Raw genomic sequence first — 25,091 nt, 5'->3', positions numbered from 1 at the left:
TACGACCGTTTAAACCCAGTGTTTTTAAAAGTTTTCAACAGTGCTCCAAACACTAAGTATGCCTAAGTGTTTGATTATGTGTAAGGTTTTGTATCTTTGCCAACACATCTAGACCTGTATTGTTGAACTAAAATTAATTGAATGATTAAAAAACACCTAGTTACGTGCTCCGTAATATGTGTGCTGTTTATCATTTCAAAGCTCTTTGTCTTTAGTGTTCCTGACAAGAAGCCATTGAAAAACAGTCCTGTTCTTTTTAACTTTTTAGAGTTTAAAAAAAGTACAAACGCTACTCCCTTAAACTTTGCCGATGAGGAGTTACCTTTAACTAATGCGAAAGTAAATCGCAAAATCAGGTACTCTATCTGGAAGCATAGTCATCATGTGCTTAAAACTGATGATTTACAGACCAAAGCCGAAAAATGGTTTCCTGTAATTGAGCCCATCCTAAAGATTTATGGTATACCCGAAGATTTTAAGTATATCCCTTTGCTGGAGTCGGGTTTTGAAAGACAAGCCCGTTCTCCTCGCGGTGCAGCAGGTATATGGCAATTTATGCCCGGTACCGCCCGCGAGTATGGCCTTAAAGTGGGCCATGGTAAGGATGATCGCTTAAACGCACGTAAGTCAACCATTGCGGCCTGCAAATACCTTAAAGAGCTGTATGCTCAATTTAATAGCTGGACTTTGGCCGCCGCCGCTTACAATGCTGGTTCGCCAAGGGTGCAAAAAGCCATTAATCGAAAAAACAAAGGCAATTATTTTTACATGCGCCTCAACCGCGAAACCAGTATGTATGTATACAAACTGGTTGCCATGAAAGAAGTGATTGACAAGCCAGTCGAGAACGGCTACGGCAACATGTGGGCAAATCTAAAGCCTGCGCAAGTGTTGTCACTCAACTAAAAAAATTAGTATTTACGGAGCAAATTGGGCCGGCTTGCATTGTGCAAGCCGGCCTTTTTCGTATATTTGCGCCTCTATCTGAGTTATTTACAGGCGGCTAAAAACTTAGCGGCCTTTTACAAGTTTACATACTTGTTGCTAAACAAAATATGAGCGAAAAAACAATTGATCTGGGCGAACAAAGTGAAGTTGAGGTATACGGGGCCCGGGTACATAATTTAAAAAATATCGACGTTTCTTTTCCGCGCAACCAACTGGTTGTTATTACCGGCCTGAGCGGCAGCGGCAAATCGTCTTTAGCTTTTGATACCATATATGCCGAGGGGCAGCGCCGTTATATGGAAACGTTTTCGGCCTACTCGCGCCAGTTTATGGGCGGTATGGAGCGGCCCGATGTAGATAAAGTATCAGGCCTGAGTCCGGTTATTGCCATTGAGCAAAAAACTACCAGTAAAAATCCGCGGTCAACGGTAGGTACTATTACCGAGATCTATGATTTTATGCGTTTGCTTTATGCCCGTGCCGGCGAGGCCTACTCCTACATAAGCGGGCAAAAAATGGAGCGCATGAGCGAAGACCAGATACTGCGCACCATTACCGAGAAGTTTGACGGCCAACCCGTAAACATACTGGCGCCGGTGGTAAAAGGGCGTAAAGGCCACTACCGCGAACTTTTTGAGCAGATACGCAAACAAGGCTTTTTAAAAGTATATGTTGATGGTGCTATTGTGGACGTGGAACCCAAAATGCAGGTAGACCGCTACAAAATACACGATATTGATATTGTGGTGGATCGCCTCGTGGTAACCGAAAAAGACAGCAAGCGTTTATATACTTCGGTTCAGGCGGCGCTTAAAACAGCCAAAGGCATTATCCGTATTGCCGATAAGGATAACAACGTATCCTATTTTAGTAAGTTTTTGATGGACCCTGTTTCGGGCATCTCTTACGATGAACCACAGCCCAATACTTTTTCGTTTAACTCGCCTTATGGCGCGTGCGATAAGTGCGATGGCTTGGGTTATATATTTGTTGTTGATGAGGCTTCGGTTATACCCAACCCTAAGTTGAGTATCATCAATGGTGGCCTGGCCCCTATAGGAGAGTATCGCGAAACATGGATATTTCATGTGCTGAAAGCTTTGGCCAAAAAGTATGAGTTCTCATTGTCGGTGCCTATTGAGAAAATTCCGCGCGAGAAGCTGGATATCATCTTAAATGGCTCGCACGAGATCATTACCGTGGCAGTTGAGTACAATAAATGGAATGTACAGAACTATCAGGTAACGTTTGATGGCTTGATCCGCATGCTGGAAGAGCAGCAGGAGCGCAAAAGCGAAGATATATCTGATGATATGGAAGCTTACCGTGTGCTGAAAACCTGCCCGGTTTGCGAAGGCGCCCGTTTAAAGAAGGAATCGCTGCATTTTAAGGTTGATGAGAAGAATATATTTGAGCTGGCCTGTATGGATATCCGCACGCTGCAGGATTGGTTTACCGGTTTAGAGGAACGCCTTAATGAACGCCAGAACATAATTGCCCGTGAGATACTCAAAGAGATACGTGCCCGCATTGGCTTTTTACTGGATGTGGGACTGAGCTACTTAACGCTCGACCGTACGGCACGTACGCTATCGGGCGGTGAAGCGCAGCGTATCCGGCTGGCTACCCAGATTGGCTCACAGTTGATGAATGTAATGTACATCTTAGATGAACCGAGTATTGGCCTGCACCAGCGCGATAATGACCGCCTTATAAAAGCGCTTAAAAACCTGCGCGACCTGGGCAATACCGTTTTAGTGGTTGAGCATGATAAAGACATGATACTGGAGGCAGATTATGTAATTGACATGGGGCCGGCAGCTGGTGTACACGGTGGCCAGGTAGTGGCCGAGGGTACGCCTAAGGAGCTGATGAACGCGCATACGCTCACCACATCTTACATGAACGGTGAGCGGGAGATTGCCGTTCCGAAAACCCGCCGTAAGGGCAATGGCAAATCGCTGACGCTTAAAAAAGCTACCGGTCATAATCTCAAAAAGGTAACGGTTGAATTTCCGTTAGGTAAGCTTATTGGTATAACCGGCGTATCGGGCAGTGGTAAATCCAGTTTAATCACAGAGACGTTGTATCCAATTCTGAATCACCATTTCTTCCGGGCTAAAAAGCAACCTTTGGCTTACGATAAAATTGAGGGATTAGAGAACATTGACAAGGTAATTGAAATAGACCAAACGCCTATTGGTCGTACGCCACGCTCAAACCCGGCTACGTACACCGGTGTTTTCTCAGATATTCGTGCATTATATGTACAACTACCCGAGTCGAAGATAAGGGGCTACAAACCGGGGCGTTTCTCATTCAACGTAAAAGGCGGCCGTTGCGAAACCTGCCAGGGTGCCGGTCAGAAGGTTATCGAAATGAACTTTTTGCCTGATGTGCAGGTGCCCTGCGAGGAGTGCGGCGGCAAACGCTACAATCGCGAAACGCTCGAAGTACGCTACCGTGGAAAATCCATTAGTGACGTATTGGATATGAGCATTGAGGATGCTACGGCATTTTTTGAACATATCCCATCTATCTACCGCAAGGTGAGAACCTTGAATGATGTAGGCTTAGGGTATATTACCTTAGGGCAGTCTTCGTTAACCCTTTCGGGTGGCGAAGCACAACGCGTTAAGCTAGCTACCGAGTTATCGAAGAAAGATACGGGTAACACCTTTTATATATTGGATGAACCAACTACAGGCTTGCACTTTGAAGACATTAACGTACTGTTAGGTGTACTGCAGCAATTGGTTGATAAAGGAAATACCGTATTGGTTATTGAACACAACCTGGATGTAATTAAAGTAGTTGACCACGTGATTGACCTTGGCCCCGAAGGTGGATCCGGCGGCGGCCAGATTTTATTCAAAGGCACACCTGAAGGTTTGTGTAAAGTTAAAGAAAGCTTCACCGGTCAGTTCTTGGTAAAGGAAATGGAACCTGCTAAAGCTTCTAAATAAAAAACAAAGGCTGCCAGCTATGGCAGCCTTTGTTGTACAAATAGTAGGCTTACTCTTTGCCAACTAATTTTTCTACCAGTTTAGATCCCTTGAGCAGGGTTTTGCCCAGTTTTTTGATAGCGGTATTTTCTTTACCATCCGCTTTTTCGGCCGCTTTAACGGTTTCATTACCTAGTTTTTCCAGTAAAGTATAAACCTTTTTTCCATCCTTGTCTGCAATGGCATCTTTTAACTTTTCCAGATCATGTACAATGGTTTGGTATCCTTTGTGATCTGAAAGTGTTTTAATCCAGCTGTTAATACTGGTTGAAGAGCCAGTAGCTGATTCTTTTTCAATACTGTTCTCTAACGCTTCAATGGTTTTTTCTAAATGTTGTTCTTCTGACTTAGTTTCTGACATGATTTCTGTAAATTAGATGTTGAGTAACAACTACTTCCGAGCTGTAAGGTTTATACTTTGCCGAAAGTTATTATCAACAAAGTGTTGGTAATTTATTTAAACAGAAAGTATATTTTTGTATCAGTTTGGCTTAATTAGAATTGTTTTGGATTTTATTTCTTAAAACAAAGGGTCTATTTATCTGCTTTTTACCTTATGTTACCCTTATTAACAGCTCCTCAAATTCGCGAAGCGGATGCTTATACCATTGCGCATGAGCCCATCAATTCTGTTGACTTGATGGAACGTGCTTCTAAAGCTTTTGTAAGCTGGTTTATCAACCACTTTTCCGATAAGCGGAAGTCTATAACCGTATACTGCGGTACCGGTAATAATGGAGGTGATGGCATGGCTATTACCCGGCTGCTGCATGAGCATGGCTACACCCTTCTCAATGTAAAAATTGCTCGCTTTTCTGACCGCGCATCTGATGATTTTAGTACCAACTTGCAACGATTACAATTGATGCCGGTAACTATAACTGAGTTAACAGCCGGTTATCAGGAACTTAGTGAAACCAGCGATATTTTAATAGATGCCCTGTTAGGCAGTGGCCTTAATAAACCGTTAAGCGGCGATTACGAAAGACTGGTCACCTACCTCAACAGTCTTGAAAAGCCGGTAGTAGCTATTGATGTGCCCACCGGGTTTTTTACCTACGGTGAAGTTATGCCTGATGCTACTGTGCTGAAAGCCGATCTGGTCATCACTTTTCAGCAGCCTAAAATAAATTTTTTGCTGCCCGAATCGGGGCCTTACATAAATTGTTGGGAAGCGGTAAATATAGGATTGAACGAGACCTACATTCAATCATTGCAATCGCCCTATCAGCTGGTAGAAGAGAAGGATATTAAAGCATGGCTTAAACCTCGGCAGCGGTTTAGTCATAAGGGTACCTTTGGGCATGCGCTTATTATTGCAGGGCAGGCCAAAACAATGGGTGCGGCTTTGCTGTGCTCGTCGGCTTGTGTTTATGCTGGCGCCGGTTTAACCACCGCATGTATACCCCAAAGCGGACTAACCGCACTTAACAGTTACCAGGCCGAGGTTATGGCCATTGTGCGGCAGGAGTATGAATTGCCCGATCTGGAACTGGATAGGTACAGCGCTGTGGCCATTGGCCCGGGGTTAGGTAAAGATGAGGATGCACTCAGCCTGCTACAGCATGTTTTGAATGAATATGATAAGCCCGTTGTAGTTGATGCCGACGGATTGAACTTGCTTGCCGCGCATTCTAAATTACTTTGTGAGCTGCCGGCCGGTAGCATCATTACCCCACACATGAAAGAGTTTGACCGCTTGTTTGGCGAACATGCCAGTTGGTGGCAACGCCTGCAGACGCTGAGGCTGAAAGCGCAGGAATTGAAACTGTGCATCGTGCTAAAAAATAGTTATACCATAACCGGAACACCAGATGGTAACCTGTATTTTAACTCCACCAGCAATGCGGCCATGGCAGTAGGCGGCATGGGTGATGTGTTAACGGGTATTATCACGGCTTTACTGGCGCAGAAATTTACGCCCGAACAGGCTTGTATAATGGGGGTGTATTTGCATGGCAAGGCGGGGGATGAGTTGGCGTTGCCTAACCGTTTACAGGTTGTATTACCGGGGCAGGTTGCTGCACGTATACCGGCTACAGTAGCTAAAATGCTACAAAAATAAAAGGCCTGGTGTATTTGTAACAGACCTTTTATCATTAACTGACCTTATAAAGAACAACAAATACTTTTAAAAGTACCGATAAGACGCACTGTATTACAAAGTGTTACACAAAAAAAAATATTTTTTTTTTATAGCTACATGAATGAGGATCTGGAAGATATAATTAATGCCAGCTGGAAGAAGCTAACAGGCCAAAGAGACGGTGATAATGGAGGTTTTAAGTACATCCAGGTATGTAGTTATGCAGCCGATTATATTGATGCTTATACGGTAGTTTTAAGAGAAGGCTCGGCAGGTAACCGCTCGCTCATTTTTTATACCGACGTACGCTCGCCGAAAGTAGGGGGCATAAAGCAAAATAATAAACTCACCGTAATTAGCTATAACGATGAGCAAAAGATGCAATTGATTTTGAAAGGGGAGGCCGAAATACATTTTCAGAATGATACTGCTGCATTTTACTGGCAAAAGGACGGTTACAGAAGCCGGAGGGCTTACCTGGCTCAGCCAGCGCCCACAACATCTGTTGAGGAGGCAACGGATGGATTATTACATCTATCGAATCGAAAGCTTGATGATGCCGACGCCGGCGGATATGAAAACTTTGCTGTGGTTAAAATAAATGTGAATTATTTGGAATATCTGCAACTGAGTCGCGATGGCAACCGCCGGGCCAGATTCACCTGGCAAGGTGCCGGGTGGGATGGTACATGGTTAATACCTTGATACCTGACTTGTTATTACTGCTATAACGTTTAAGGCAAAAGACTCATCATCCCCATTGTGCTTTTTCTAAATAATAGGTACAATTGCACCCATAAACATGACTCAACAAGAAATAGACACAGCTGTTGCCGCCGTTGTAGAAGGCCGCCAAATACAAATATTTACGGTAGATATGGAGCTAATGATTGCCGACGGAATAACCCTCCGCGAAGCCATCCGGCTTGCATTCCAGCAATTGGGCGTTGAGGTGGAGTTTAGCGGCAGAGGCACACACGAGCGCGGTGTGGTAATAGACCTGGATCCCGATCACATGGTTAGCCTGAATCTTGACCCTGACCTGCTCAGGTTTGGGCAAACAGTGGTAAGGGTAACCGCATAGGTTACTGTAATAGCTATTAAGTTTGCTGTAACTATTTATTAATACTACTAATTAAAGGTTCTCTGTCTCGACTCTTGGCTCTCTCAACGCTGCGCCTAAGAAGCAATGATATGTTGGTTTTGCTTAACACCCATGCTTTTTACCGTGCGTACTATGCTTGCTGCATCGTAACCGCATTCGGCCCAAAGTTCGGGTTGCTCACCATGTTCAATCACTGCATCTGGTATACCTAAGCGTACTACTTCGGCCTGGTATTTATGGTCGGCCATGAATTCTAGTACGGCGCTTCCGGCACCGCCTTCCAGGCAGCCGTCTTCTACCGTAATTACTTTGCTGTATTTGGTAAACACTTCATGTAGCATAGCTTCATCAAGCGGTTTTACAAAACGCAAATCATAATGGGCTGGATAGATGCCGTCATTATTTAATTCGCCTGTCGCTTTAACTACCTCGTTTCCAATGGCGCCAATAGACAGGATAGCTAGTTCTTCGCCATCGCAAATCTTGCGGCCTTTGCCAACAGGGATTGCTTTCATAGGGCGTTGCCAATCTACCATTACCCCATTGCCACGCGGATAACGTATTACAAACGGACCCGCGTTTTCCAATTGTGCAGTAAACATCAGGTTGCGTAGCTCTTCCTCATTCATGGGCGATGATACCACCAGGTTAGGAATACAGCGCATGTAAGCCAAATCATAAGCGCCGTGGTGTGTTGGTCCGTCGGCACCGGCCAGGCCGGCACGGTCAAGGCATAACACCACGTTCAGCTTTTGTATAGCTACATCATGTACCACCTGGTCAAAAGCCCGCTGCATAAAGCTGGAGTAAATGTTACAGAACGGTACTAAGCCCTGGGACGCTAATCCGGCCGAAAAAGTAACGGCATGCTGTTCGGCAATACCTACGTCAAAAGCACGGTCGGGCATGGCCTTCATCATCAGGTTTAAAGAACAGCCCGATGGCATAGCCGGGGTAATACCCATAATTTTAGCGTTTTGCTCCGCTAACTCAATCATCGTGTGCCCAAACACATCCTGAAATTTAGGTGGCTGGGGCTTTTCATAGTAAGTCTTTTTAATCTCGCCGGTAATTTTATCAAATAAGCCGGGGGCGTGCCACTTGGTTTGGTCCTTTTCGGCCAAAGCATAACCTTTACCTTTAACGGTAACGCAATGCAATAATTTGGGGCCAGGTATATCACGCAAATCACGCAGCACTTTGGTCAGATGTTTTACATCATGGCCGTCAATGGGACCAAAGTATCTGAATTTTAAGGCCTCAAATAAATTGCTTTGTTTAAGTAAAGTTCCCTTAATGCTTTTTTCTATCTTTTTAGCATACTTCAAAGCGTCGGGCCCAATGGCCGAAAGCTTGGAAAGCACATAGCCAATATCGGCCCTAAAGCTGTTATACGGCTTTGAGGTGGTAATATCGGCCAGGTATTCTTTTAAAGCACCCACGTTAGGGTCAATAGACATGTTATTGTCATTCAGTATAACGAGCAGGTTACTGTTGGCAATACCGGCATGATTTAATGCCTCGAAGGCCATGCCGGCAGTCATGGCGCCATCGCCAATTACGGCTACGTGCTGGCGGTCTTTCTCACCTTTATAATGCGAAGCAACGGCCATGCCCAATGCAGCCGATATAGAAGTGGAAGAGTGGCCTACGCCAAACGTGTCATATTCACTTTCTGAACGTTTAGGAAACCCGCTCAAACCTCCGTAAATACGGTTGGTATGAAAATTATCACGACGGCCGGTCAGTATCTTGTGCCCGTAGGCCTGGTGGCCTACATCCCAAACCAGTTGGTCATAAGGGGTATTCAGTACATAATGCAGGGCTACAGTTAGTTCAACCACACCCAGGCTGGCGCCAAAATGGCCGCCATTTACCGACACCACATCAATGATATATTGGCGTAGCTGTTGCGAGATCTGCTCTAAGTCATCCTCACTAAACTGCTTTAAATCAGATGGTGAATTTATTTTTTGGAGTAAATCGCCGGCCGGTACTTGCATGAATTGAATACAGATAATTAACTTACAAAGTAAGCTATTTTTGTTGGTATTTGAATTGACAATTTGTTAAAGCTATTTGTTTTTATGGGCAATGAATTTAATTAGCCAGTAAAATAGCTTATGGTTGTAAGCTTAGTTGTACGTATGTTTTAACCGTTAATCAGATTGCTTCTGTTCTTTTATGGTTTGTATGAACTTCTTTTCAGCCTTATTAATATCGTCCAAATAACCCTGCCTGTCTATAAACGGTGCTATAGGGTCTTTTGCAATGCTGCGTTCGGCCAGCTTACGCTTCTGGCTGTAGGTTCGGGCGTGGTTGGCAAGGTAAATGTCGGTGGGCAAGCTGCGCAGTGTTTTAAAACCACGTTCAAATTCTTTCTGAATTTGTGTATCATAATTCCAATTAAAAATTGACTGGGGCATAGGCAATTGTAAATCGCACATATCAACCGCAAGCAATTTGCGGTTACCTTCCTGAACCGGGATTGCCCAGGTAGTGGCACCAGGCGTGTGGCCGCCGGTAACGTGTGCGGTAAGTTCAATTGGTCCCAGGCGTATTTGGGCTCCGTCCTTAAACCGGTGGTTAACCCGGGCAGCAGGATAGCCTATAATACCCAGATGCATCAGTAAGTTTAACGGGCCCGGGTTTCTGTAACTTGCGCCGCCCGACTCAATAATATCGGCATCATTCTCGCTCACCCACAATTGTGCCCCCGATGCTTTTTGCAGTTGGGCCAAGCCACCTGCATGGTCAACGTGAGCATGTGAGTTGAGCAGTATTTTTACATCCGTAATTTTAAAGCCGAGTTGGGTAATGCTCTTTATAATCATAGGCGCAGTTCCCGGGTAGCCACCATCAATCAGGACGTGGCCTTTTGGTCCGGCCAACAGGTATGAAGTTACATCGCGTGTACCTACGTAATAAAGGTTGCCGGCTATGCGGAAAGGCTCCTTATATCGCTGGCCGCCGTAGTTGCTGGCGTCTTTCCACCTAATATATAGCCATATTGCGCCTACGGTAATAATCACTTTTATACCAATCCATATTTTTCGTTTAATGCTCATGCCGCTATTATTGCTAAGGAGACTACGTTTTTAATGTTAAGCACAACCTGAAATTGCTGTATGCAAATATATATAAAAGTACTTTTAATTTGAAAGTGGGATGCGGGATTTATTTTATGGCCTTTTTCCTGTTATTATAAAAAATGATTGTAACGTATTGAAGTCTATGTCCATAACCAGCTATAATTGCCATATTTGAAAATAGATTATCAACCTGATTAATTGCTATGATATTTTCAAGAAGCCGTTGCTTTATTGGCTGGTTAATGGCGGTGCTTGTTGCGTTAAACGCCTGTAAAAATGGTCCAGGTACCTGGAAAAATGAGGAAATTCCGTCGGGCATCGCCGGTGATTTTCATAACATGAACCAAACACTTTTAGCCGGCTTAAAAGCCAACAATGCCAAGCTGTTTGAGGATATCATGTCGCGCACTATGTTGCAGGATGTAAATATTAACCGCACGGTTGAGCTGTGCAGCATACGCATGCAATCGGGCCAAAACAGCTTACTCGATGAATTTTACGTAGTGCATCAGTATAAGCGCCCTAACGTTATTAAAGCTAACCATCACGGGGCTAACAATTATTCGCTCAATTATCAGCCCGGTACTAAGGAGATGTACTTTGCCTTTTATCTATTAAAAAATGGAACTGATAAATGGTTGCTGACAGCTTATTATAACAAACTGGATTACGGTTGGAAACTAACCGAGCTGGAATTAAACCCTTACGCTATACAAGGTAAAACTGCTCCGGAGCTATACGAAGTTGCTAAACAAAAATATGCCAAGGGCTACCTTATGGACGTTGTTAATACGCTTAACTTGTCACGCAGTTGCGCGCTGCCCAGCACTATATGGCGCTATGCCAAAGAGCCGGAGATTGACGAATTTTATAGTAAGGTAATTACTGAAGCGGAGGCTGCCTACAAGTTTCCGCTCATTGTGAAACAATTGCCTACACAGCCTAAAATATTTAGGGTGTTTAACCAGCCTATGGATGAAGGTATGTTTCCGATGATTTATTACGTATCAAAACTCAACTTGAAAGATACGGCTGCCTTGAAAAAGGAAAATATGCAGCTGAGGAAGGTAATAGGCCAGGTGATGCCGGGTATTGATTTAGACAAAAAGTATCTGCAGTATACCGCCTTTGATGATTACCCGGGTGGGGCAAAAAAATCAGTTATGCATTATGGTTTGATAGATACTTTACAATAACAGTTGTATGTGGTTACGTGCAATAGGGGGTGAATTAAAGATATTTGTAAGGTCAATTTATAATAATCTTATCTTTGGTATACTATGGCCGATGAGAGTTTTGCTATCCGGTTGCCGCAGTTTGAAGGCCCCTTCGATTTACTGCTCTTTTTTATTGAAAGAGATGAGCTGGATATTCATGAGATTGCCATAGCCCGTATCACCAACGATTTTCTGGACTACATACACCAGATGAATAGCCTGAATATGGAGCTGGCCAGCGAGTTTATATTTGTGGCCGCTACCCTTATGCGCATAAAGGCTAAAATGCTGTTACCCCGTTATGAGGCCGAAAATGGTGAGAACGAGGTTGACAGCAAAGAGGACCTCATCAGAAAACTGATTGAGTATAAAAAGTTTAAAGATATATGTGAGCAGTTGCGGCCACTTGAGGATGAGCGCTTTAAGCAGGAGCGCCGTGGCAATATCGCGGCCGAACTTGCTGGCATTGAAGCCGTAGCTACCCCCGGCGAAGAGCTTTCAGAACTTACCCTTTACCGCCTGATGCAGGTTTACGAACGGGTTACACGACGTTACCTTAGCCGCTCAGAGGAAGTGACGCACACGGTAGTGCAATACCCTTACACCATTGAGCAACAAAAGAAAGTGATTGATGATCTGCTGCGTATTAATGGCAAGCTCGATTTTAATGCCATGGTGAAAAACTCAGAGAACCGGGTGCATTTTATTTATAACTTTTTGGCCATGCTGGAGATGCTACAGCAGGAGTTAATAGATATACAATTAGGACTGGATTATAATAATTTTTGGATTGCGCCCCGAACACCACACTGATTTTGATTAACTTAGGCGCCTTGTAAAGACCATGAAAAAAGACAAACTGATATTTGAATTACTGGATGCTGAGCAACAACGCCAGGAAGAAGGCTTAGAGCTTATTGCGTCAGAAAACTTTGTAAGCAAGCAGGTAATGGAAGCTGCCGGCTCGGTAGCAACTAACAAATATGCCGAAGGCTTACCAGGTAAGCGTTACTATGGCGGTTGCCAGATTGTGGATGAAATTGAAACCATTGCCATTGAGCGTGCCAAGCAACTGTTTAATGCCGAGTGGGTAAATGTGCAGCCGCACTCGGGCGCGCAAGCCAATGCCGCTGTTATGCTGGCCGTATTACAGCCAGGCGATAAGATATTAGGGTTCGACCTGTCGCACGGCGGTCACTTAACCCATGGTTCGCCTGTAAACTTCTCGGGTAAATTGTACCAGCCGTTCTTTTATGGTGTAGTTAAAGAAACAGGTTTGATTGATTATGAGCAACTACGTGCAACCGCATTGCAGGAGAAACCTAAACTGATCATCTGCGGCGCTTCGGCTTACTCGCGCGATTGGGATTATGCCTTTATACGCCAGGTGGCCGATGAGGTAGGTGCTTTGGTACTGGCCGATATTTCGCACCCGGCAGGTTTAATTGCCCGCGGGTTATTAACTGATCCGCTTCCGCATTGTCATATTGTAACTACAACTACCCACAAAACATTGCGCGGCCCACGTGGTGGTATGATTATGATGGGTAAGGATTTTGATAATCCATGGGGCCTCAAAACACCTAAAGGCGAGATCAAAAAAATGTCGGCTTTGTTGGATGGCGCTGTTTTCCCCGGCACACAGGGTGGCCCGCTGGAGCATATTATCGCTGCTAAAGCTGTGGCTTTTCAGGAAGCGCTTAGCGACAGCTATATGAAGTATGTGCTGCAGGTAAAACTTAATGCACAGGCCATTTCTAAAAAACTGATCGAACTAGGTTATGAAATTGTATCGGGCGGTACAGATAACCATTTGATACTGATTGATCTTCGTAACAAAAATATTTCGGGCAAAGCTGCTGAAAATGCCTTAGTGCAGGCAGACATCACCGTAAATAAAAACATGGTTCCGTTTGATGATAAATCGCCTTTTGTAACTTCAGGTATACGTATAGGTACCGCAGCGGTAACTACCCGCGGCATGAAAGAAAAACAAATGGAGCAAATAGCCGAATTAATTGATGATGTAATTAAAGATCCGGAAAGCGAACAATCTTTAAAGAAAGTACGTAAAAGTGTACATGCGTTAACTGAAAAGTTTCCCTTGTATAGTTAAGCACGTATAATCATTAAAGTAATACATGGTAATTGACCGGTCGTCTGTTCCTGCCAATGAAGATGAACGTTTAAAAGCGCTTCATTCTTATGATATTCTGGATTCATTTCCGGAAGAGGAGTATGATGCGCTCACTCGTTTGGCTTCATACATTTGCCAGGCGCCTTTAGCCTTTATTACCTTTATTGATGGAAACAGACAGTGGTTTAAATCAAAAATAGGTTTGCCGGTCGATGAAATACCGCGGGCCGACGCCTTTTGCCGTTATACCATTATGGATGATTTGCTGGTAGAGGTTAACGACGCCAGCAAGCATGAAATTTTTGCAGAAAGCGACTTCGTGAAAGGCGGCATGGGCATACGTTTTTATGCAAGTGCACCATTGGTTGATCCCGACGGTTACCGTTTGGGATCACTTTGTGTTTTTGATAATCAGCCGAAAACATTAAGCCCAGAGCAACGCGACGCTCTGCAAACCCTGGCCGGCGAGGTCATCTCACACCTTTCGCTTCGCAGGCAAAAAAAGGAGCTGGAACAAAACCTGGAGCGGCATAAAGATTTTTTTACGCTGTTTAACAGTTCATCTGAAATACATTACATCGCTGATGAAACTTCGAAGATTGAACTGATTAACAATGCTGTTGAAAATGTGCTGGGTTACAAACCCGAGCAACTGATAGGCCGCTCATTATGGGAGTTTGTAGTTGATCATGACCGTAATCAGTTTGCACAGTTAATTGAGTCGGGTTTGCGTACTAAAAAAGCATTCGAGCTTGAAACCTGTGTACTTGCTAAAAGTCAGGAAGAAAAGTGCATAAGCTGGACAGCCATAAACCGCGACGGTAAATGGTATGCTAGTGGACGCGATATAACAGCCCAGAAAAAGACCCAGGCCCAAATTGAACAGCTTTCGCTGGTTGCCAGTAAGGTGAGCAACGGCGTCGCTATTACCAACGCCGATAACAAGGTGATATGGACCAACGAAGCTTTTGAAAGCATTACCGGATATAACCTGGCCGATTTGATGAATAAGCAGATGGGCGAAGTGTTTAAAGGTGATTATACCGATCATGCTATCAGTACCCGGTTAAACGAACTGCTGCAGTCTAAAAAAGCTTTCGAAATCGAGATTAAAATTCAGCATAAGGATGGCCACTTTATGTGGGTATCGGTAACAAATTCGCCTATATTGAATAGCGAAGGCAAGGTTGAAAAGTACATTAAAATCCTTCTTGATATCTCTGCACGTAAAACGGCCGAGCAGGACCTCGAAGTTTTATCATTTGCATCAGCCAAATCGCCAAGCGGTGTTCTCATCCGCGACCGCGAAGGCCGGGTGATTTGGATGAATGAGGCGCTGGAAGAGGCTTTAGGTTACACCCTGCAAGAGATGAAAGGCAGGATGTTTGGCAATATGCTGGTTGGTGAACATACCGACCTTAATGTGTTCGAAAAAGCCAAAGAAGCTTATGCCCACAACACACCTTACGAAATAGAGATCCTAATCTACAAAAAAGATGGTACCCCACACTGGGTATTCTTGTCTAACAGTCCTTTCTTTAACGAGAGCGGACAATTAGAAAGACAGGTTACTGTATGTGTGGATATCAACGACCGTAAGAAAAACGAAGAAGAATTAACGCTACTCTCATTAGTGGCCAGTAACACGGTGAGCGGCATAGTAATTAATGATAGCGAAGGCAACGTAGAATGGGTAAATGATGCCTTCGAGAAAATTACAGGGTACGACCTGGACGTTGTAAAAGGCACCCATCTAGGCGATGTATTGAAGGGAGAACTTACTGACTGTAGTATCATTGAGAAATCACGGGAGCTTTCAAAAAACAAGCAGTCGTTTGAAGTGGATTTGCTGGTGTACCGAAAGGACGGGCAGCCATTGTGGATATCTGTAATTAATTCGGTTATTTTAGATGAAACGGGTAAGGTTAAAAAGTTTATTGAAGTAATTATTGATATAACATCCAAGAAAAAAGCCGAGCTGGAGCTGATTGCGGCCAAAGAAGAAGCACTGCAGCTAAGCAAGGCTAAGGATATGTTTATATCGGTAATGAGCCATGAGATACGTACGCCGTTGAACGCCGTGATAGGTATGTCGCACCTATTGTCAGAAGATAACCCGACAGAGTCACAAAAAGAGAATTTACATATTCTGAAATTCTCGGCAGAGAACTTGATGACGTTGATTAACGATGTGCTCGACTTTGCCAAAATTGAAACCGGCAATATAGAGCTCGAAAAAACGCCGGTAGATTTACGTGAGCTGGTGCATAGCGTGGTAAGCTCTATGCAGTATAAGCTTAATGCTACAGAAATTTATTTTAAAGAAAGCGTAGACAGCGAGGTGCCGCAACGCATACTTGCCGATCGTACTCGTTTGGTTCAAATACTGCTTAACCTGGCAAGTAATGCGGTTAAGTTTACCGAAAAAGGCGGTGTCACTATCGACTTGAAAGTGTTAGAGCAAACCTCGCAGGAGGTACGCATACGTTTCGCCGTAACTGATACCGGCATAGGCATTCCTGCTAACAAAACTAATACTATATTTGAGTCATTTAAACAGGCTTCTACCGATACTACCCGTAAGTATGGTGGTACAGGTTTAGGGCTGGCTATAACAAAAAGCTTGATCGAACTGCACGATTCGCGTATTAACGTTGACAGCGTGCTGGGGCAGGGTTCAACTTTTTGGTTTACTATTACCTTCAAAAAAGTGGAAAATTACACCATGGCAAATGATAATGCAGCCGAGATTGGCTTAAAAATAAATGTACTGGTGGCCGATGATAATCAAATTAACCGTCTGTTAATTAACAAGGTGCTCAAAAAGTGGGGTATACAAGCCGATTTTGCCGAAAATGGCTTAGAAGCTGTGCAAAAAACAGTTGCCAACCGCAATTATGATGTTATTTTGATGGATATTCATATGCCCGAAATGGGCGGCCTGGAAGCTACACAGGCTTTGCGCGGTAAGGACGATGAGTACTTTAAAAATGTGCCTATTATAGCTTTAACAGCGTCTATGTTAAGCAATCAGCTAAATCAGATTGAAGAGGTGGGTATGAATGATTTTATTCTGAAGCCGTTCGATCCGAAAAATTTGTACGATAAGCTGAGCCGCTACCAGCAGCAGTAAAAGAATCTTGAAAGCATGTAAGCCGGTTTTGCCGGCTTTTTTTGTGGTTATATGATAACAAAAAACAGGAGCCGCTTTTTACAACGAACTCCTGCCATTAATTATGATCAAACGCTCCATGTACTTGTACGGAGTTGTTTCTCAGAAAGTTTCAAAAATATTTCAGATTTCTGATGTTGGATTTTTGATTGCTTATTCCTCGCCAAAAAAGCGCTCTTAAGGTGTGTGATGTGATAAAAAACATCTGTTTAATTCCTGTATTCAGGTTAGATAATCTGAAATAGACCATCTATAATTCAAACTTACACCGCGTAGGCAATGGTGGCAATACTTAAGGTGAGCCCCTGCACTTTTAATAATTCTTGCGCGCAGGCTTCCAGCGTGGAGCCGGTGGTTACAATATCATCAACCAGTAAAATATGTTTGCCGGCAAGCTGTTCTGGTTTCAATACAGCAAAAACCTGTTTCATATTTTCGTGCCTTTCAAAACGCGATTTACGCGTTTGGGTAGAAGTTTTAACCAGTCGCACCAAATTGTTTTCCAATGCAGGCGCTGAAAGCTTATCGGCTAATCCTTGTGCAAAGCGGGCGCTTTGATTGTAGCCACGTTCGCGCAAGCGGTTCATATGTAACGGCACGGGGATAATATAATTAACTGTGCCGAGTGATGGATTGGCAATTAATTGTTCGCCTGCTATATTGCCCAGCTTATTGCCAATGGCGGGCATGTCTTTATACTTAAACTGGTGTATTAAGTGCTGTACTTTGCCGCCTTTTTCAAAATAAAGCAGGGCGTAGGCAAATTGTACATTAACCTTGCCCCAAAATTGTTGCGCTACAATATTGCCCGGTTGGCTGGCAAAGTTGGTATAAGGCAAATCATAAATGCAGTGTGTGCAAAGAAGATCTTCGGTACCCAGCAAACTGGCCCGGCAGGCCTGGCACAACCTCGGGAAAAGTAGGTTTAAAAAATTACCAAGGTAGGTGTTGCGCAGATTCACTTTGTTTAAGCTTCAGTAGCCAAGAATAAAGATTCAGTACTAAAAAAGCAAACTATCAGTGCACAATAGGTAATTTCAGCTTTAAACAACCAGCGTTTTTTCTGCCGATTGTTCACTCTTTACTTTATCGCCATCTTTTACGGCTAACTGACCGCATGCGGCGTCAATGTCTTTACCGCGGCTACGGCGCACGTTGGTAATAATGCCTTGTTTACGCAAATAAGCGGCAAAGGCATCAATTTTGTCTTCACCAGCATTTACAAAGTCGGCAAATGAGATAGGATTGTACTCAATGATATTTACCTTGCAGGGGAGGTGCTTGCAAAAACGGGCCAGTTCCATGGCGTCCTGCAATTCATCATTAAAGTTGTTAAATACAATGTACTCGTAAGTAACTGAGTTTTTAGTTTTGTTGTAGTAATATTTTAAAGCCTCGGCCAAAGCTTTTAGTGAGTTTTGCTCATTAATGGGCATAATTTGGTTGCGCTTTTCGTCATTAGCAGCGTGTAAGGATAATGCCAGGTTAAATTTCACCTGATCGTCACCAAGCTTTTTAATCATTTTAGCAATACCAGCGGTTGATACCGTAATGCGTTTAGCAGCCATATTAAGTCCATCTTCGGCGGTAATGCGTTCAATAGATTTTAGTACGTTGGCATAATTAAGTAAAGGCTCACCCATGCCCATGTAAACAATATTGGTAAGCGGTATGCCGTAATTTTGCTGTGCCTGCTGGCTTAATAAAACAACCTGATCGTAAATCTCATCCGGGTTAAGATTACGCTTACGGTCCATATAGCCGGTAGCACAAAACTTACAGGTAAGGCTGCAACCAACTTGTGATGACACGCAGGCCGTCATTCTGTCTGTAGTTGGAATCAACACACCCTCAATTAAGTGTGTATCATACAACTTAAAGGAATTTTTTATAGTTTTATCCGCGCTAAACTGTGAGTTGTTAATAATCACATTATTAATAGTAAATTGCGCCTCCAGTTTCTGGCGTAGTTCTTTTGAAATATTACTCATGTCCTCAAATGAAAAACATGATTTTTTCCAAAGCCACTCATACACCTGCTTAGCACGAAAGGCCTTTTCGCCCATGCTTATAAAGTGTTGTTGCAGAGCTTCTAAACTCAGGCTGCGGATATCAATCTTACTATTGTTTGCGTTCACAATACAAAGATAAATAAAATAGTTGGGCGGCTTTTAAAGCTTCGTTTTAGAATTGTAAAATTAAAAAACAACAACTAAAAGTTAATTGTAGTACACAGTTATGTTGCTACATTTAAATAATGTTCTGGATAGGTGGGGAGTTTGAAAGATAAATTTCATTAAATGAAAAGTTTTAGAGCCGATTACGTTTTTTCAATAATAGCCGATCCGATAAAAAATGGAATTGTAACCGTTGACGATGAAGGTAAGATCATTTCAGTAAGTACTTTCGCACAACCCGGAGTTGAGGTTGAGCAGTTGAACGGTATACTTTGCCCTGGGTTTGTGAATACCCACTGCCATGTGGAACTATCTCACTTACAGGGCCAAACTCAAAAAGGTACAGGCCTTGTAGAGTTTATTAAGGACGTGCAAAAGCTGCGCGTTGCTGATGACAATGCTATAGCGAAAGCAGCAGCAGCGGCCGATCAGCAGATGTTTGACAATGGCATTGTAGCTGTTGGTGATATCTCCAACAGTGCCAACAGTTTAGCTGCTAAACAGGGCAGTAAATTATATTACCATACGTTTATTGAGATGTTTAGCTTTTTGCCCGAACGGGCAGAAATTGCCTTTCAAAATGCGCTCGAGCTGCAAAAGCAGTTCAAGCCAATGGCTACATCCATTACTCCTCATGCACCTTACTCGGTATCTAAAGAACTTTTTAGGCTAATTAAAGCCTATAGCGATAATTACGATAATCTTCTGAGCATGCATAACCAGGAGTGCGAGGATGAGAATAAATTTTACCGTTACAAAAACGGAAAGTTTATCGACCTTTATGAGTCATTTGGAATGGATATCAGCTATTTCAAACCTCAGGCCCGTAATTCCCTTCAATCAATAGTGCCGCTGTTGAGCAGCCGAAGCGAGATTTTAATGGTACATAATACCTGTACCAACTTAAAAGATATTTATTTTGTAAAACGGTTTGACCGTAAAATAAACTGGTGCTTTTGCCCCAATGCTAACTTGTACATTGAAGGCCGCCTCCCTAAAGTGGAACTGTTTTTAGACGAAGGTTTTAATCTTACCTTAGGTACCGATAGCCTGGCATCCAATGATAAATTGTGTATTTTAAACGAAATGCGCACTCTGCAAGGTGCTTTTCCATCACTAACCATTGCTAAATTGCTGGAGTGGGGCACAATAAATGGGGCCCGCTTTTTAGGAATCGATGATGAGTATGGTACATTAGAGCCCGGTAAAACACCAGGGTTGAACTTATTAACCGGGTTAGATGGGTTGAAAATTACACCCGAAACGCAGGTAAAACGTTTACTTTAATCACTTCCCATTGTGTCATAAGCCGTATTATTGCAGTTAATTTATAAGGCTGTATGATAAAGCATTTAAACATAACCGTGCAAGGCAAGGTACAGGGCGTTTTTTTTCGTGCCTCTACCAAGGCCGTGGCCGATCAGTTAGGCGTACGTGGTATTGCCCGGAACGAAGGCAATGGCGATGTATACATCGAAGCAGAGGCCGAGCCCGCTATGCTCGAAATGTTTTTAGAATGGTGCAATGAAGGACCCGAACGGGCACGCGTAACATCGGTAAACAGTGAGGAAGGTGAAATCAAAAACTATCGTAACTTTGAAGTAGTTAAAAGATGATAATAAGGTCTTAGTTTGTAATTCAAAGTTTACGACGGTTTAAGGACTTTCGCATACTATGAGTTTTCAACCATCATCTACGGACGCTAAATTCAAACAATTTGTCTACTGCTAAAAAATTTGCCGGTCAAACTGCTGTATATGGTTTAACAACCGTTGCAGGCCGAACGTTAAATTTCTTCCTCACCTCGTTATACACCCGGGCGTACCCACCGCGCGTGTATGGTATTTTCGGAAACATGTTCAGCTGGGCATCTATGCTCAATGCCTTGCTGTCTTTTGGTATGGAAACCACCTACTTTAGGTACCTTAATAAAAGAGCCGACGATAAGCAGCAGGTTTATAACAACTCCTTTGCTGCCATATTCATTATCACCTTGCTTTTTTTGTTCACTACGCTGCCTTTTGTGAGCGCTATAACCAATTGGATCAGGGTAGATTCCCAAACATCCGTTGCGGATTATAATAATTACACCCGCTTTTTTATTGCCATTCTGGTTATTGACGCCTGGTGTGTTATCCCTTTTGCCAAGCTACGTGCAGATGGGCGGCCGGGGCGATACGGCTTGTTAAAGCTGGTAAACATATTTACATTTATTGGGCTTAACCTTATTTTTATATTGGTGCTGCCTTATGTAGTAAACCACCAATTACCAGGGGCGGTATGGATTCAGTCTTGGTTTAGGCCGGGTTGGCTGGGGTATGTATTCCTATCTAATGTAGTAGCCAGTTTGCTCACCTTTGTAATGCTGTTGCCTGAACTGCTAAAACTGAAACCTAATTTTGATGCGCCCATGTTTAAAGACATGCTGCGCTATAGCTGGCCGGTGCTCATTGCCAATTTCTCCTTTATTATTAATGAAAATCTCGATAAGATATTGATAGGGAAGCTTTTACCGGAGAATATCAGCAGTACACAATTGGGTATTTATAATGCCTGTGCCAAAATCGCCATCTTTTTAAACTTGTTTGTACAGGCGTTCAGGCTGGGCGCAGAACCATTCTTTTTCAGCCAGGCAAAAAAAGAGAATGCTGCAAATACATATGCGCAAATCATGAATTACTTTGTAATTGCTGTGTCGGTAATTTTTGTGGGTTTAATGGCTAACATAGAATTGCTTAAGTACTTTATAGGCAAATCATACTGGTCGGGTCTTAATGTAGTGCCATTGCTGCTGTTCGGGTATGTAAGTTTAGGTATATACATGAATTTGTCCATTTGGTATAAGCTGTCAGACCAAACCAAGTATGGCTTATATATATCTGGTGTAGGCGCTTTAGTTACTGTTGTACTCAACGTTGTTTTTATCCCGGCGTACAGTTACATGGCGTCTGCCTGGGCCTCTTTAATTGCTTACACGGTTATGATGGTGCTGTCCTACTTATGGGGGCAAAAAAACTATCCCATACCATACAACGTCAAAAAAAACTTAACCTATATTATAAGTTCAATCATAATCGTATTTTTATCATTCAGTGTTTTTCATCGCAGTTTAGTAGTAGGTAATGCCCTGCTTGTGTTATTTGCAGGGGCTGCCTTTATGGCTGAGCGGAAAAGAATACTGGCCATACTAAAAAAATAGTAATGACCATCAAAATCATCAATAACTCTAAAAATGACCTGCCGGCTTATGAAACCTTGCATGCTGCCGGTATGGATCTGCGCGCCGATATAGAAGACACTGTGGTTCTAAAACCCATGGAACGTAAACTAATTCCAACCGGCCTGCATATTGAACTGCCAGAAAGTTTTGAGGCACAAATACGCCCACGTAGTGGTTTAGCGTTTAAGCATGGTATTGGCATTGTAAATTCTCCGGGTACGGTTGATGCCGATTACCGCGGCGAGATAAAAGTGTTGCTCATTAATTTTTCGGATAATGATTTTGAGATCAACACGGGCGACCGTATTGCACAAATGATAGTAGCCAAGCATGAAAAAGTGGAGTGGCAACAAGTTGAAGTGTTGAGTGAAACATCGCGCGGTGCTGGCGGTTATGGGCATACAGGCGTAGTATAAATAAGTATATGAAAATCGGGTACTTTGGTATAGGCTTATTACTCATTCCGGCTATGGCGGTTGCACAAACCAATGGCACAAACTTGAGTTCCCGTACGCCGGTAACATCCGTTGACAGCATGGCTGTGCAGCAAATTTATTATGAGGCCCTGCGCAAAAAAACGATAGAAGATCTTAAAGGCGCTGCCGAGCTTTTTGCACGTGTGTTGCAGGTTGATGCCAATAATGATGCAGCTATGTACCAGCTGTCAGGCTTGCGCAGTATGGAAAACAAGCATGCTGATGTACAGCAACTACTTGAAAAAGCCGTAACTCTGAAACCCAATAATGAATGGTATTGGGTAGCCCTGGCCGATAGTTACGAGAAAACCAGCAGCATGCCCAAACTGGAGCATGTTTTTGACGAGTTACTGCGCCTTAACCCCGATAAAACCGATTATTACTATGACAAAGCCAATGCCCTTTTCCTGGAAAAGCGGTATGACGAGGCCCTGTCCGTATATGCCAAGCTGGAGCAGCTAACCGGTTTAACCGATGACCTGGTAATTAACCGGCAAAAGGTATATCTGAAACAAAACAACGTAGAAAAAGCCGCGGCGGAGTTGGAGCAACTGATTGCCTCAAATCCCGACCAGGTGAGGTATTACCTGCTGCTGGGCGAAATTTATAATTCCAACCACCTTACTGATAAGGCCGTTAAAGTATTGCAACGCGGCGAAAAGGTACTGCCTAACAACGGCATGCTGCACTTGGCCCTGGCCGATGCTTACCGCAACAAAAAAGAAATCGAGGCCAGTTACAAACAACTGCAATTGGCTTTTGAAGCGCCGGGTCTGGACATAGATCAAAAGATACGCATTATACTCGGTTATACACCCAAGTTTCCGGATGCTAACGCGAAAGTTAGTGCATTGGAGCTAAGTCGTATTGCCACCAACGTTCACCCTAATGATGCCAAAGCGCAGGCCATTTATGGCGATATGCTGGCACAAAACAATAAGCTGAAGGAAGCTAAAGCCGCTTATAAAAAATCGGTAGAACTGAACTCGGAGATCTATATGGTGCATGAGCAGCTAGTACGACTGGAGCTCGGCGAAAATGCTATAGATGAAGCCATTAAAGATGGAGACAATGCCTTGTCGTTATTTCCTAATCAGGCGTGGATGAACTACCTGGTAGCTATAGCGTACTTGCAAAAAAAGCAACCGGCCAAGGCATTAGGTTATTTAAAAAATACCATAGCGCTTGAACTGGATGATAAAGACCTTTCGGCGCAAAGTTATGCCGCATTGGGCGATTGTTATCACGAACTGAAGGATAATGCCAAATCTGACGCTGCTTACGATAAAGCATTAACTTATAATCCGGATAACGCTTATACATTAAACAACTACGCCTATTATCTGTCTATACGTGGTGAGCAGCTCGAAAAGGCTGCCCAAATGTCGAAACATAGTATTGATCTGCAACCTAATACAGCATCGTTTGAAGATACGTATGCCTGGATTTTGTTTAGACAAAAAAAGTATGCAGACGCACGTCAGTGGATAGAAAAAGCGTTAACGCATAGTAAAGACGGTAATGCCGTACAAACCGAGCATTACGGCGATATTATGTTTTACCTCGGCAATACCGAAGCTGCGGTACAAAACTGGAAAAAAGCAAAGGAGTATGGCGGGCAATCGTCAGTTTTAGATCGTAAGATAAATGAGAAGAAATATGTTGAATAAGCTGCTGTTGACATTATGCCTGGCAGCACTGTTTGGATGCAAGGCAAAGAAGCAACTGGTAGTTCGTAAAGCCGATTCAACCGTAACCGCGAAAGCTGTAAACCCTATGCTGGCACGTTTAGAGGCTATTCGTTCTAAGCAAACTGTTTTTAATACGTTTTCGGGCAGGGCCAAAACCAAACTTACTATTGACGGTAAAAGCAATGATGTTACCCTGAATATCCGTATACAACACGGTAAAAAGATATGGGTTTCTATAACAGCTCTGTTAGGTATAGAAGTTGCCCGTGCGCAAATCACGCCTGATAGTGTAGTGGTTGTAAACCGCCTGCAGCGCGTATATCTAAAAAAGCCTTTCAGCTACATAAACAACTACGCCAGTCGGCAGGTAAATTACCAAACAGTTGAATCGTTGCTGGTTGGCAATGCAATAAACGAATTGCTAAGCGAGAACGGGAAAATTGAAAGTGCACCGGGCGGTGGTATAACTATAACCGGTAATTTAAATGAGATTGCTTACCGGTTGCTTGTAGGGATTGACTCGAAGGTTACGCAAACCAGTTTTGCCAATGCACCTGCACGCCAATCGCTGCAGGTAACCAACAGCCAGTTTATCCAGGCCGATAATAAGATCATTCCATCGCAGATTAACATTCTGTCTAACGTGCGTGATAAAAGCATTGAAGCCTCGCTGCAGTACAACCGCACCGAGTTTAACCAGCCTTTAGAATACCCGTTCAGCATACCGGATGGATTTGAACCTGCCAATTAAAATAGGTACTTTTG

Annotated in this window: 20 protein-coding genes; 15 read left to right on the top strand and 5 right to left on the bottom strand. The window is 43.4% G+C overall.

All coding sequences use genetic code 11. From position 1 onward, the window contains the following. Positions 1 to 234 precede the first annotated feature (234 nt). Both ABDD94_RS19025 and uvrA read left to right on the top strand, forming a co-directional pair. Entirely contained in the window at positions 235 to 906 is a 672-nt protein-coding gene (locus ABDD94_RS19025) for a lytic transglycosylase domain-containing protein (RefSeq protein WP_345953559.1), read from the top strand. Positions 907 to 1,055: 149 nt separating this feature from the next. Further along, positions 1,056 to 3,914: an excinuclease ABC subunit UvrA gene (gene uvrA / locus ABDD94_RS19020; RefSeq protein ID WP_345953558.1), complete on the top strand. Its 2,859-nt coding sequence runs from the start codon at positions 1,056 to 1,058 to the stop codon at positions 3,912 to 3,914. A gap of 49 nt (positions 3,915 to 3,963) precedes the next feature. Here uvrA and ABDD94_RS19015 read toward each other — a convergent pair whose 3' ends face one another. Next, entirely contained in the window at positions 3,964 to 4,314 is a 351-nt protein-coding gene (locus ABDD94_RS19015) for a hypothetical protein (protein WP_345953557.1), read from the bottom strand. 195 nt (positions 4,315 to 4,509) lie between these two features. On the opposite strand from ABDD94_RS19015, the gene ABDD94_RS19010 reads away from it, so the two are divergent. From ABDD94_RS19010 to ABDD94_RS19000, 3 genes are all read left to right on the top strand, one after another. Next, positions 4,510 to 6,018 (top strand): NAD(P)H-hydrate dehydratase, encoded by a 1,509-nt coding sequence (locus ABDD94_RS19010; protein ID WP_345953556.1) that lies wholly within the window; start codon positions 4,510 to 4,512, stop codon positions 6,016 to 6,018. A 138-nt stretch (positions 6,019 to 6,156) separates the two neighbouring features. Continuing rightward, entirely contained in the window at positions 6,157 to 6,744 is a 588-nt protein-coding gene (locus ABDD94_RS19005) for a pyridoxamine 5'-phosphate oxidase family protein (protein WP_345953555.1), read from the top strand. A 97-nt stretch (positions 6,745 to 6,841) separates the two neighbouring features. Then, positions 6,842 to 7,123, top strand: a complete 282-nt coding sequence (locus ABDD94_RS19000) for a hypothetical protein (protein ID WP_345953554.1) — start codon at positions 6,842 to 6,844, stop codon at positions 7,121 to 7,123. Positions 7,124 to 7,218: 95 nt separating this feature from the next. Here the strand turns inward: ABDD94_RS19000 and dxs are convergent, their stop codons facing one another. Further along, entirely contained in the window at positions 7,219 to 9,147 is a 1,929-nt protein-coding gene (gene dxs / locus ABDD94_RS18995) for a 1-deoxy-D-xylulose-5-phosphate synthase (RefSeq protein ID WP_345953553.1), read from the bottom strand. Positions 9,148 to 9,303: 156 nt separating this feature from the next. After that, on the bottom strand, positions 9,304 to 10,212 hold the full coding sequence (bla, locus tag ABDD94_RS18990) for a subclass B3 metallo-beta-lactamase (RefSeq protein ID WP_345950519.1): 909 nt from the start codon (positions 10,210 to 10,212) through the stop codon (positions 9,304 to 9,306). A gap of 227 nt (positions 10,213 to 10,439) precedes the next feature. Between bla and ABDD94_RS18985 the strand changes: the two genes are divergently transcribed. From ABDD94_RS18985 to ABDD94_RS18970, 4 genes are all read left to right on the top strand, one after another. Further along, positions 10,440 to 11,432, top strand: a complete 993-nt coding sequence (locus ABDD94_RS18985; protein WP_345953552.1) for a hypothetical protein — start codon at positions 10,440 to 10,442, stop codon at positions 11,430 to 11,432. 84 nt (positions 11,433 to 11,516) lie between these two features. Next, the gene (locus ABDD94_RS18980; RefSeq protein ID WP_345950521.1) at positions 11,517 to 12,266 is read left to right on the top strand and encodes a segregation/condensation protein A; all 750 of its coding nucleotides are present in this window, start codon (positions 11,517 to 11,519) and stop codon (positions 12,264 to 12,266) included. 31 nt (positions 12,267 to 12,297) lie between these two features. After that, on the top strand, positions 12,298 to 13,569 hold the full coding sequence (gene glyA / locus ABDD94_RS18975) for a serine hydroxymethyltransferase (RefSeq protein ID WP_345950522.1): 1,272 nt from the start codon (positions 12,298 to 12,300) through the stop codon (positions 13,567 to 13,569). A 25-nt stretch (positions 13,570 to 13,594) separates the two neighbouring features. Further along, positions 13,595 to 16,723, top strand: coding sequence for a PAS domain-containing protein (locus ABDD94_RS18970; protein WP_345953551.1), 3,129 nt, complete (start codon positions 13,595 to 13,597; stop codon positions 16,721 to 16,723). A 302-nt stretch (positions 16,724 to 17,025) separates the two neighbouring features. Here ABDD94_RS18970 and ABDD94_RS18965 read toward each other — a convergent pair whose 3' ends face one another. After that, on the bottom strand, positions 17,026 to 17,724 hold the full coding sequence (locus ABDD94_RS18965) for a phosphoribosyltransferase family protein (protein WP_345953550.1): 699 nt from the start codon (positions 17,722 to 17,724) through the stop codon (positions 17,026 to 17,028). Between the two features lie 81 nt (positions 17,725 to 17,805). Next, positions 17,806 to 18,900, bottom strand: a complete 1,095-nt coding sequence (gene rlmN / locus ABDD94_RS18960; protein WP_345950525.1) for a 23S rRNA (adenine(2503)-C(2))-methyltransferase RlmN — start codon at positions 18,898 to 18,900, stop codon at positions 17,806 to 17,808. A 162-nt stretch (positions 18,901 to 19,062) separates the two neighbouring features. Between rlmN and ABDD94_RS18955 the strand changes: the two genes are divergently transcribed. The 6 genes from ABDD94_RS18955 to ABDD94_RS18930 all read left to right on the top strand — a co-directional run bounded on the left by ABDD94_RS18955 (position 19,063) and on the right by ABDD94_RS18930 (position 25,077). Further along, a complete protein-coding gene (locus ABDD94_RS18955) occupies positions 19,063 to 20,226 on the top strand; it encodes an amidohydrolase family protein (RefSeq protein ID WP_345953549.1) in 1,164 nt (387 codons plus the stop codon). A gap of 56 nt (positions 20,227 to 20,282) precedes the next feature. Continuing rightward, entirely contained in the window at positions 20,283 to 20,555 is a 273-nt protein-coding gene (locus tag ABDD94_RS18950) for an acylphosphatase (protein WP_345955995.1), read from the top strand. A gap of 101 nt (positions 20,556 to 20,656) precedes the next feature. Continuing rightward, complete coding sequence (locus ABDD94_RS18945; RefSeq protein WP_345953548.1) at positions 20,657 to 22,138, top strand: polysaccharide biosynthesis C-terminal domain-containing protein; 1,482 nt, start codon at positions 20,657 to 20,659, stop codon at positions 22,136 to 22,138. 2 nt (positions 22,139 to 22,140) lie between these two features. Continuing rightward, a complete protein-coding gene (gene dut, locus ABDD94_RS18940; protein ID WP_345953547.1) occupies positions 22,141 to 22,575 on the top strand; it encodes a dUTP diphosphatase in 435 nt (144 codons plus the stop codon). An 8-nt stretch (positions 22,576 to 22,583) separates the two neighbouring features. Next, a complete protein-coding gene (locus ABDD94_RS18935) occupies positions 22,584 to 24,305 on the top strand; it encodes a tetratricopeptide repeat protein (protein ID WP_345953546.1) in 1,722 nt (573 codons plus the stop codon). Continuing rightward, positions 24,283 to 25,077, top strand: a complete 795-nt coding sequence (locus tag ABDD94_RS18930; RefSeq protein ID WP_345953545.1) for a DUF4292 domain-containing protein — start codon at positions 24,283 to 24,285, stop codon at positions 25,075 to 25,077. The genes ABDD94_RS18935 and ABDD94_RS18930 overlap by 23 nt, the downstream gene beginning before the upstream one ends. The last annotated feature ends 14 nt before the right edge of the window (positions 25,078 to 25,091 follow it).

Source organism: Mucilaginibacter sp. PAMB04168, from assembly GCF_039634365.2.
Lineage (GTDB): Bacteria > Bacteroidota > Bacteroidia > Sphingobacteriales > Sphingobacteriaceae > Mucilaginibacter.
The sequence above is the reverse complement of the archived record's forward strand: the minus strand, read 5'-3'. Positions and strand labels throughout refer to the sequence as shown.